Here is a 10,207-nt window from a genome sequence, read left to right as displayed (position 1 = left end):
TGCGCTGGCCAGTCGCCATAGGAGCGACTGGCGGAAATTCAATGGGGCGGATAGCTGGAGAGCACGCGGCTCACGGTGGTGCGAATGGCTTTGTCGCGATCCTGGGGGTTGGGCGTGCCGCTCATCATTTGTTCATCACTGCCGCGCCAGACCAGCTTGCCGTCCTTGCCGTCGAGCAGGTCGATCTGAATCGTCGCGACCTTGTAGGTGATGTTGCGCGTTTCGTTGTACATCGGCCCGCCCCAGTAGCCATTCCAGGGACCACCCCAGGCACCACCGTAGTGGGTGGTGACTTGTTGCTGGCGGTCCTCGACGATCAAGTAGGCCTGCACGTTCAGGTCGGCCCGGCTACCGGCCGCCGCTGGGCGCAGGCCGCGTTGGTCGAGTTGTTCGCCCACGGCCTGGCGGATACGTTGTTCGGTGAGGTCGCTCTTGATACGCGGGTCATCGGGGCGGTATTGCAGGGCCGGGTCTTTCCAGGCCCAACTGCGGTAGGCGCCGAAGTCTCGGCTGGCGTCAAAATCGTGGTTGACCTGGTTAGTCTGGCAACCGCCCAGCAGCACAACAAAAGCAAGCGTAGCGATGCGACGAAACATGGTTGATCTCCAAAAAACGAGCCGTGCGTCAGATGAGAATAGCGGTTAACTCGGTGGGTAGGCCGTCATCGCCTTTTGCACCGCCTTGCGCAACGCATCGGCCCGCTCGCTGAGGCTGCCCTGGCTGCCGGTTTCGGCGCTGGCGCTCCACACCGGCTGACCGCTGCGGGCGTCGAACAAATTGACGCGAACCACCACCACCTGCACTTCATAGGTGCGCACGATCGGCGCGGAGTTGTACATGCCGTAACCGTTGCCATAACGGTTGTAGCCGCCGTAACCGTAGCCGTAGTCGTCCTGAACTTGCTTGAGACGCTTCTCCAGGCGTACGTCGGCGCTCACTAACAGGTCGGGGGCGCGGTTGTCATGCAGCGGACGCAGGCCACGCTGGTCAAGGGCACCGCTGACCGCCTCCGCCACCTGGGCCGAATCCGCCCAGGCGGTGCCCGCCGGCAACTGGCCGTTGCGCCAGCCCCACGTGCGGTAGGCGCCGTAGTCGCGCACCGGCGCCGGGTAGGCGCTGGCGTCAAAGGTGTTGGCAGACTGGGCCGGCGCCGGTGGCATCGGGGCCGAGGCAGCGACATAAGGATTGGGGCTGGAGCACGCGCCCAACCCTAACGACAACAGGATCAAACAGAGACGACGCATTTCGACCTCCGCAGACTGGCCCGCTTAAACCGGACGGCAGATCCAGTGCAAATAACGCCCAAGTCCGGCAAAGCTTGGGTGACGACGATGAGCGAGTTCCATCTCAACCAGGTCCTGTAACGGGGCGCGGGCCTGGAACTCCACCGGCATATAGTCGTGGAACACGCGCACGCCACTGTGGCTTTCGACCTGCCACAGCCCGTCGAGTTGCGCCGCCAGTTCACGCGGGTCCAGCGGCTGTTGCGGGGTCAGGCTCTGCTTTTCGCCGGCCATGTCGTTCTTGCGCATTTTGCGAAAGTGGCCTTTGAGCAGGTTGCGGTAGATCAGCGCATCGCGGTTGTAGAACGCCAGGGACAGCCAGCCGCCGGGCACGGTCAACTGGTGCAGCACCGGCAGGATCGCATGGGGTTCGGCCAGCCACTCCAGCACGGCGTGGCACAGCACCAGGTCGTAGGGCTCGGTGAGCTGACCGAGCAGTTCCTGCCAGGGCGCGTGGATAAACGTGGCGGTCTGCCCGGCCTCGGCGAACCGCTGGCGCGCGCCGTCGAGCATCGGTTCGGCAGGTTCGGCCAGGGTCACCTGATGACCGCGCTCGGCCAGCCACAGCGACATATGCCCCAGCCCCGCGCCGATATCCAGCACGCGCAAGGGCCGCTCCGGCAGCGCTTCGGCCAGGTCGGCCTGGAGCACCGCCAGGCGAATCGCGCCCTTGGCGCCGCCATAGATCTTCTCGGCAAAGCGGGTGGCCAACTGATCGAAATGACGGTCACTCATGGGCAAACCGCCGTTCGCTGTCGGCCAGTTTGGCGCGCACCACCTCATTCATGTCCAGCCCCAACTCACTGCACAACAACAGCAGGTACAGCACGATATCGCCGACTTCCTGCCCGGCGTGGGCGAGTTTGTCGGCCGGTAACTGGCGCGATTGGTCTTCGCTGAGCCATTGGAAAATTTCCACCAGCTCGGCCATCTCGACGCTGGCGGCCATGGCCAGGTTTTTCGGGCTGTGGAATTGCTTCCAGTCGTTGGTATCGCGAATACGGTGCAGGCGTTCGGTGAGGTGTTCGAGGTTCATGCGGGGCTCCTGAAGGTGTGTAGCTTCCGGCGGATCAGGGACGAAGGCAAGTGAAGACCATCTAGTCGACCACGCTGAATTCAATCCGGGCGGTTTGGCCGGCTTCATCGAGGACACTAAGCTGATAGCGGCCCAACCGCTCGAAACTGGCGTTGATGAAGTCCTGGCTCGCGCTGTCCCCCAACGGCGCGCCATTGAGGAACCACCAGCGCCGGCCGCTGCCGCCCAGGGCGGAGAGTTTCAGGCGCAAGGCCTGCTGGCTGGCGGCGGGCAGGCGCAGTTGGTCGCCGTCACGCACGCCGACGATCGACAGCGGCGACGACGCAGCCAGCGCCGATAGCGGGCAGTCCGGGTCAGGCGCCGGGATACGTGCGTCACGACGTTCCGCCCGTGGCAGCCAAGGCTCAAGGGGCGCCGGCCACAGCGCGATGTGCCTGGCGACGGCTCCGGGGCAATGGGCGTCCACCCGCAGCCCCTTGGCATTGACCCAGACACTTTCCATCAAGCCCACGCTCAACGGTTGATCCAATGCCTGCAAAGTCGGCGGCGTGGTGTTGTCCAGCGTCCAGGCAAAGCGCTGGCGTCGGCAATTGGGATCACTGCGGCTCATGGGCTGGCCCAGCGGCCAACAGATCGCCGCCACGCCGACGTTGGCCGGTACCGGTTTAACCGGCGCACTGATGCCGCGCTGGCTGTCGCGATTGGTCAACACGTCGTGCACCTGCAACATCAACGGCGCCGCCGAGGCCAGGCCGAACTGACCCGGCACCGGCGTGCCATCCGGCCGCCCGATCCACACGCCGATCAAATAGCGCGGGCCCACGCCGATCGCCCAGGCATCGCGAAAGCCATAACTGGTGCCGGTTTTCCAGGCGAGCACCGGGCGCTGCACCAGTTCAGCACGCGGGTCGCGGTCCGGGCGTGCCTGGCCGCTGAGGATGCGCCGCACAATCCAGGCGGCGCCGGGCGACAATAACGGCCGCTCGCGGAGCGTGTCGTCCGGCTGAAGGCGCAGGGTGGCACTCTTGCCGTCGCGGGCGAACGCGCTGTAGCCGCTCACCAAGTCTTCCAGGCGGCTGCCGGCGCCGCCCAGAATCAGCGCCAGATTCGGCTCGGCCAGCGCCGGTAATGCCAAGGGCACGCCGCCGATACGCATCTGCGCGGCAAAACGCTTGGGCCCATAAGCCTCCAGCAACTGCACCGCCGGCAGGTTGAGTGAACTGGACAGCGCCGTACTCGCCGGCACCGCGCCGGTAAAGCCCATGGAGAAGTTGCCCGGCCGGTAATCGCCGTAGCGCCTGGGCACGTCCTGGAGCAGCGATTCGGAGTGAATCAAGCCCTCGTCCAGGGCCATGCCGTACAGGAAGGGCTTCAAGGTCGAGCCTGGCGAACGCAGCGCGCTGATCATGTCCACATGGCCAAAACGCTTGGCGTCGTTGATGTCCACCGAGCCCAGGTACGCGCGCACGGCCATGGTTTCTGCTTCGACCACCAGGATCGCGGCGCTGGTGTGCTCAGGCAATCGCGCGCGCCAACCCAGCAGCAGGTCTTCGAGGCGACGTTGCAAGGTGGCGTCCACGGTGGTGCGGATCAGCGGCGGGCTGTCGGGGCGGTTGAGGCGGCGCGCGAGCAACGGCGCCAGGCTCGGCTCCAGACGCGGGGCGAGCAACAGTGGTTCCTGCAAGGCTTCGTCGACGGCCGCTTGCGGCCAAACCTGATACTCGGCGAGGCGGCGCAGAACTTTGTCGCGGGCCTGCTGGGCGCGCTGGGCGTGGCGGTCCGGGCGCAAGCGGCTCGGCGCCTGGGGCAACACCGCGAGCAACGCGGCTTCGGCGCGGGTCAGTTGCGCCGGGGATTTACCCATATACGCCCAACTGGCGGCCGCTACGCCCTGCAACGTGCCGCCAAACGGCGCACGGTTGAGGTACAGGTTGAGGATCTGCTCCTTGGACAGGTGCCATTCCAACTGCGCGGTACGCCACAGTTGGCGCAGCTTGCCATGGAAGGTGCGCGAATGCGGGTCGAGCAAGCGCGCCACCTGCATGGACAAGGTACTGCCACCCGAGACCACGCGCGCGCCGGTCAGGTTCTGCCAGCTCGCCCGCGCCAGCGCCAATGGGTTTACGCCAGGATGCTGGTAGAACCAGCGGTCTTCGTAGGTCAGCAGCGCATCGAGGTAATACGGCGAGACCTCGCTGGTGTGCACGGGGTAGCGCCACACGCCCTGGGCATCGGCAAAACGCCACAACGGCGTGCCATCCTCGGCCAGCACCACCCGCGCCTGGTCATCCGCCGGCAGGGGCAAGGGCCAGAGGTGGTCGGCCAGCCACAGCAGCGCAATCACCAACGCGATGGGCGCCACCACCCAGCGTAGCAAACGCGAGCGCGCGCACCCAACGATGATTAATCGAAAACTCAAACCGGCAAACCTCTATGCTTGTAGGGAACTAGCCTGTCGTAATAACAACCAAAGACACAGATTCGCCCACCTTCTCATCAGGACGCACACATGCAGGTAGAAAGCTTTTTCGAATGGTTGGGCCAGGCGCTCGGTTCCATCATCCGTTTTATCGTCGACGGCCTCAGCGGTCTGTTCGGCGCGCTGACGAATGCGGGCGGCAACTTTGTCGAAGGCCTGTCCCGAACGTTGGGCATGGACACCTCGATCATCAGCATCATCACCCTGATCATCGGCCTGATGTTGTTGTACTCGGCGGTACGCGCCTTTATGCGAGCGTCGATCATCATGGGCATTATCTGGTTGATACTGGGGTTGTGGTTATTGAGTTGGGTGGTGCATTAAAAAGCGGGGCCATGATCAACATGGCCCCGCTTTTCATTACCGGCCCTTGATCACCAGGTCGGCCGGAGTATCGCCCACCGCTTGCCAGTTCGGCCGATACATCGACTCCACCTGCGGCGGCGGCACCCGGTAAGTGCCAGGGGTCACCGCACGCGCCAGATAGAGCAAATGCGTGGTGCCGTCGCTGTCGAGGTTGATCGCCGCCACGTAGCGATCATCGCGGAACTCCTGATGCTTGAGTGCCGCGTTCTGCATCGACTCACGCCACTCCTTGACCTGGCTGCTGGCGTTTTCCAGGCTGGCCGCGCTTTGTGCCAGGTTCTGGTTTTCCAGCTCAAGGCCTGCGGGCAGCAGGTCGACCACCAACGCATCCGGCACACGCTGCCTGGCGCTGACCGCCAAATGCACCAGCACCAGGTCGCCGCTGTTGAGGTTGCGCAGGTTCAGCGGTTGGCCGTTCATGCCCAGGTATTCGCGGCGGATGCTCAGATTCTCGCCGCCCGCTGCCGGTGGCACCTGTGGATAGCCCGAAACGGTGAGTTGCTGGTACACCGGCGTGTCGCCCTGATTGCTCAGGCTCAAGTCGCCGGACAGCCATTTTTGGTCCAGTTGCAGCGTCGATTGCTGATTGTTCAGCTCCCGCACGCCGCCGTTGCCGGTCAGTGACACCTGCCAGTTCGCCTCAGGCTGGGCGAACCCAAGCCGCCCGGCGAGGAACAGCGAATTACGCTCCTGGGTCGACAGGTAGGGGCTGGCGGCCAACTGGTCCGAGAGGCTGAACAAGCGCTCCTCGCGTTTGCCCTTGGCCAGATCGTTTTCTTCCAGCAAGGCCAGGATCATCGCCTGGTCACGCAGCGGGCTGCCATAGTCGGCCAGCCACTCCCTGGCGCTGCGCTGGGCCGCCAGACCGGCCTGCAAGGCTTGGTCGGCACGGGGTTGGTCGCCCATTTTTTGCAGGGCGATCGCCAGGTGCACCAGCGGCAGCCCGGAACGCGCATCGCTGCGCCGCTCGAAAATACTGCGCAACGCGCCCAGCGGCGCCTGCTGACTGCGCGCCAACACCATGCCCGCATAAGCCTGCACGGCAAAACGGGTGTGCTCGGCGTTGTCGCTGTAGTCGACGTCGATCAGGTTGCGCTCCTGCACATACCGCAGCAGGCGCTCGCTGGCCTTTTTCAAAGCCTCGGACGGCACGGCAAACCCTTGGTCGCGGGCGCGCAGCAGGAAGTCCGTGACGTAGGCGGTCAGCCAGTACTCTTCCTCGCCATCGGCGCCCCACAAACCAAAGCTGCCGTTGTAGCGCTGCATGCCCAACAAGCGTTCGATGCCCAGTTCGATCTTGCGTTTGCGCTCGGCATCCGGCTCGCCCTTGATGCTCAGGCGCTTGAGCAACGCATCGTCGGCATACAGCGACGGGTACAGGCCGCTGGCGGTTTGTTCCAGGCAACCGTAGGGGTAGGCCTTGAGCGCCTTGATCTGTGCCCCAAGATTGAGCGGCGGCCGGCTCGACAGACTCAACAGCGCTTCGCGCCCCGAGGGATCGAACTGATCGAGGGTTGCGCCAGGCAAGCTCCACGGCTCGCTTTTCAGCACCGCGCGATACTGCTTGAGCAACGCCGGGTAGGCAGGGCGTACACCCAGGGTCCATTCACGGCTGAACGGCGGCAGGTTTTCACCGGGCAGCTCCAGCCCGTTTACCGTCACTTTCACTTTGCCTTGACCCAACCCGCCCCAGGCCTTGACCGGGATGCGCAGGGTGGTGCGCTGACCTGCCTTGAGCTCGACGGTTTGCGCGCCAGCGTTGACCAGTTCCAACTGGCCGTCGGCGCTCAGTTGCACATCGAGTTTCTGCGCCTTGCCCGACAGGTTGGACAGGTCCAGCGCCAGGGTGGTCTGGTCGCCTCCGGCGAGGAAGCGCGGCGCCGACAGCTCGGCAATCAGCGGCGCGGCAATCACGGTCTTGGCTTCGGCCATGCCATAGCGGTCATCGCTCCAGGCTTGGGCCATCAGGCGCAGCTCGCCATTGAAGTCAGGAATATTGACGCTGACTTCGCCCTCACCTTTGTCGTTGAGCACCACCGGCGCGCTTTGCAGGGCGACGATGGTTACGCTGGTGTCCGGGCGCTTGCCGCCCTTGGCCAGCGCCGCGTCACCGCCGTAGGCCAGGCTGGCCAGACGGCCCTGGCCGGCTTCGATCAGTTGGCCATAGATGTCGAACTGGTCGACACCGTAGGCCTTGCGGCCGAACAGGCTGGAGTACGGATCAGGGGTCGGGTATTCGGTGATATTGAGGATGCCCACGTCCACCGCCGCGACCAGCACATGCACCTGTTTGGGCACGCTGCCGTCAGCATTTTTGGCGGCGACCTTCACCGTCAGCGGTTGGTTGGGGCGCATTTTTTCCGGCGCGGTCAGGGTCACGCCAAGCTTGCGCTGGGAGCGGTCCAACGGCAGGTGCAACAGGCCCACCGCGCGTTTGGGGGTGATATTGGCTTTGCGCTCACCGGGACGGATCACCAGGGCGCTCACGTACAGGTCATGACGCGACCATTTCGGGTCGAGCTTCACCGCGAAGCTTTTGCCTTCAGCCGGTACGTCGATTTCCTGCCACCACAGCGGCCCTTCGGCGGACTCCACCAACAGGTAGCCTTTGCCGGCCGCGGGTGGTGTTACGGTGACATTGGCCGTATCGCCGTCGCCATAGGCCGGTTTGTCCAACGCCAGCTTGACCTGATCGGGGCGCACGGCGCCGCCTTCGGTGTTGTCCTGGGCCTGGTAGCCGGCCCAGAAGCGCAGGCTGCTGATCAAGCCGGTCTGCGGGTCTTCGACTTCGACGCGGTACGGGCCCCACTCCACCTGAAAACTGACCTTGGCGGTGTCACCGGCCTTGATGTTGAGGGTCTGCTCGTCGAGGTTGAGGAATTTTTCGTTGAAGTGGTAGCTCCAGCCGTCGTTGTCCGAGTAGTTCCAGTAATAGTCACGGCGCTCGCGCACCAGGCGCACCTTGAGGTGTTGCGCGGCGAGTTTCTGCCCGTCCTGATTGGCCAGCAGCACTTCGAATTCCGCCGGGCCATCACCATTGGTTTCGGTGCCGTCAAACAGACCACGCAGCCCCGGCAACTGCTTGGCCGGCCAGATCGGCTGCACCAGGCGCCGGGTGATCGGCCGGCCGCCCGACTCTTGCAGGCTGGCTTGCACGATCAATTGCAACGGTGATTTGGCCTCGGCCCATTTGCTCTCCAGGGTGATTTTTTCCTGGCCCTTGGCATCCAGCACGCTTTCGTCCAGCTCGAAATCCTGGCTCAGCTCTTCTTCGGTGACGGAACCGAACTGGTAACCCGGCAGCGCCTTGACCGCCTCTCGCAGCGGCCGCACGTACACTTGCCCGCTGATGCGATTACCGGACGCCGGCGCGCCATAGAGGTAACGGCCGTCGACCTGGATCACCGGGTTGTCCGTCGGGCTCAGCGCCGTGTCGCTGCCCTTGAGTTCAAGCGCCAGGCGCTCGGGCAGGAAGTCCTCGACCAGAAACTCATACAGCTGCGGTTTGCCGTCGCCCAGGTCGAACACCAGTTGCCAGCGCCCGGTAGGCGCTTCACCGGCCAGTTGCAGTGGGTATTGATAGAGGCCGGACGCGTCGGCATCCCACACAAATTTGCGGCTTACTTGCTCATCCGGGCGACGCACTTCGACGCTCACCGGTTGCGGTTTGACGGCGTTGCCGTCCTTGTCGCGCAACAGGGCGTTGAGCAGCACGGTTTCGCCGGGGCGATACAGGTCCCGTGGGCCGAACACAAAAAACTGCAGCGGGTGCGACGGCTGGCCGCCGATATCGAACTCGGCCAGGTCCAGCGCCGCACTGTCCAGGCGCAACAGACTGGTCTGTTCGCCCTGTTTTGCCAGCAGCACCTGGGCTTTTTTCGGCAATGGCAGCTCGGCATGGCCACCCTTCTCGGTCTTGCCCTGGCCAAGCACACGGCCATCGGCATCCAGCACCTCAAGGTCCACGCCATCCAGCGCCTTGCCGCCTTCGAGGGCCTGGGTAAACACGTCCAGGCGATTGGCATAACGGTGCACCGACAGGCCGATGTCACTCAAGGTGAACAGCGTCGCCGGTTGCGAATAGTTGTAGGTGCCCGACGCGCGCATCACCGCCAAGTACACACCCGGCTGCTGCAGTTGCTTGAGGCCGGCGATCGGCAGCAGCAAGGTTTCGCGGGTGTTGCGCGCCGGATTCAGGTCAAAACGCCCGCCATAGACCAGATCTGCCAACGGCAGCAGTTCGCGCGACTCATAACTTTGCAGGCTGGTATTGCGCCCCCACTGCGCCAGGAACGCAGGCAGGGATTCGGGCTTGATGCGGAAGAACTCGACGTCGATTTTGTCGACATTCAGCGCGATCACCGGCAGGCCTTCGGCCAGGCGCGTCGGCAACAGGGTGCCACGGCTGGCAAAGCCGACCGTGGCTTGCAGGTCACGGGTTTCCAGGCGGGCGACGTACTCGGCGGCGAGTGTGTTCTCGTTGACCGCTTTCACCCCGGCATCCACCGTGAGCACCAGCTTGCGCTGCGGCTCCAGGTGGCGCAGGCGCAGTTCCATAAGGTTATCGGACAGCTCCCACGCGCCGTCGACCTTGCCGGACTTGCTGTCCACCAGATGGAGCCTGTCGGCGAATTTCTGATCGGGGTCCAGAGGGATGGAAAAGCTCACCGACAAGGTGCTGGCCCCGTCCAGTTGCACCTCGGACACGTCCACCACGCTTAATTCACGCCCGGCATAGCGTTGTTTCAACGCCGCCACATCCACCGCCGCCTTGACCGGTTTTGGCGCAGCGGTCGTGGCCGCCACAGGCGCGGAAGGTGCAGCGGGTTTATCGGAAGAATCGCAGGCGCTCAGCAGGGCCAGCGCGCAGGCCAGGAACAGTCCTTTGTTAAGCATGGGGCACTCGTCGTCAGAGGTAACCGGGGGAGTGAACTATATATCAGCCGGGGCGGGGCCGATGAGGTGCTGGTCACATTGACCGACGGAGGGTGGCCGGGTTCACAGCGCGTGGGAACGCTCAGGTTACGTGGTTACAATGCCGCT

Annotated in this window: 7 protein-coding genes; 1 reads left to right on the top strand and 6 read right to left on the bottom strand. The window is 64.3% G+C overall.

Annotation, left to right across the window (positions count from 1 at the left end; genetic code table 11):
• Nucleotides 1-38 precede the first annotated feature (38 nt).
• The 5 genes from PSH59_RS03135 to pbpC form a co-directional block, all read right to left on the bottom strand.
• Nucleotides 39-596 (bottom strand): DUF4136 domain-containing protein, encoded by a 558-nt coding sequence (locus tag PSH59_RS03135; RefSeq protein ID WP_248077645.1) that lies wholly within the window; start codon nt 594-596, stop codon nt 39-41.
• A 45-nt stretch (nt 597-641) separates the two neighbouring features.
• Nucleotides 642-1,244 (bottom strand): DUF4136 domain-containing protein, encoded by a 603-nt coding sequence (locus PSH59_RS03130; protein WP_305394285.1) that lies wholly within the window; start codon nt 1,242-1,244, stop codon nt 642-644.
• Between the two features lie 24 nt (nt 1,245-1,268).
• The gene (locus PSH59_RS03125; RefSeq protein ID WP_305394284.1) at nt 1,269-2,018 is read right to left on the bottom strand and encodes a methyltransferase domain-containing protein; all 750 of its coding nucleotides are present in this window, start codon (nt 2,016-2,018) and stop codon (nt 1,269-1,271) included.
• Nucleotides 2,011-2,319 carry a MazG-like family protein gene (locus tag PSH59_RS03120; protein WP_048723087.1) on the bottom strand — a complete coding sequence of 103 codons (309 nt, stop codon included), beginning with the start codon at nt 2,317-2,319 and terminating at the stop codon, nt 2,011-2,013. Before PSH59_RS03120 ends, PSH59_RS03125 begins: the two co-directional genes overlap by 8 nt.
• Before the next feature lie 61 nt (nt 2,320-2,380).
• Nucleotides 2,381-4,672 carry a peptidoglycan glycosyltransferase PbpC gene (gene pbpC / locus PSH59_RS03115; protein WP_305395265.1) on the bottom strand — a complete coding sequence of 764 codons (2,292 nt, stop codon included), beginning with the start codon at nt 4,670-4,672 and terminating at the stop codon, nt 2,381-2,383.
• Nucleotides 4,673-4,828: 156 nt separating this feature from the next.
• On the opposite strand from pbpC, the gene PSH59_RS03110 reads away from it, so the two are divergent.
• Nucleotides 4,829-5,122 carry a hypothetical protein gene (locus PSH59_RS03110; protein WP_305394283.1) on the top strand — a complete coding sequence of 98 codons (294 nt, stop codon included), beginning with the start codon at nt 4,829-4,831 and terminating at the stop codon, nt 5,120-5,122.
• Between the two features lie 36 nt (nt 5,123-5,158).
• On the opposite strand, the gene PSH59_RS03105 is transcribed toward PSH59_RS03110, so the two are convergent.
• Nucleotides 5,159-10,060, bottom strand: a complete 4,902-nt coding sequence (locus tag PSH59_RS03105) for an alpha-2-macroglobulin (RefSeq protein WP_305394282.1) — start codon at nt 10,058-10,060, stop codon at nt 5,159-5,161.
• Nucleotides 10,061-10,207: the final 147 nt, after the last annotated feature.

It is taken from the genome of Pseudomonas sp. FP2309, assembly GCF_030687575.1.
Lineage (GTDB): Bacteria > Pseudomonadota > Gammaproteobacteria > Pseudomonadales > Pseudomonadaceae > Aquipseudomonas.
Note: the sequence above shows the minus strand (reverse complement) of the source record. Positions and strands in the feature narration are given on the sequence as shown.

What these genes read in the sequence shown, in the direction of transcription:
- PSH59_RS03120 (WP_048723087.1), bottom strand. Translation starts at nt 2,319, where the DNA reads ATGAACCTCGAACACCTCACCGAACGCCTGCACCGTATTCGCGATACC.
- PSH59_RS03135 (WP_248077645.1), bottom strand. Translation starts at nt 596, where the DNA reads ATGTTTCGTCGCATCGCTACGCTTGCTTTTGTTGTGCTGCTGGGCGGT.
- PSH59_RS03105 (WP_305394282.1), bottom strand. Translation starts at nt 10,060, where the DNA reads ATGCTTAACAAAGGACTGTTCCTGGCCTGCGCGCTGGCCCTGCTGAGC.
- PSH59_RS03130 (WP_305394285.1), bottom strand. Translation starts at nt 1,244, where the DNA reads ATGCGTCGTCTCTGTTTGATCCTGTTGTCGTTAGGGTTGGGCGCGTGC.
- PSH59_RS03125 (WP_305394284.1), bottom strand. Translation starts at nt 2,018, where the DNA reads ATGAGTGACCGTCATTTCGATCAGTTGGCCACCCGCTTTGCCGAGAAG.
- PSH59_RS03110 (WP_305394283.1), top strand. Translation starts at nt 4,829, where the DNA reads ATGCAGGTAGAAAGCTTTTTCGAATGGTTGGGCCAGGCGCTCGGTTCC.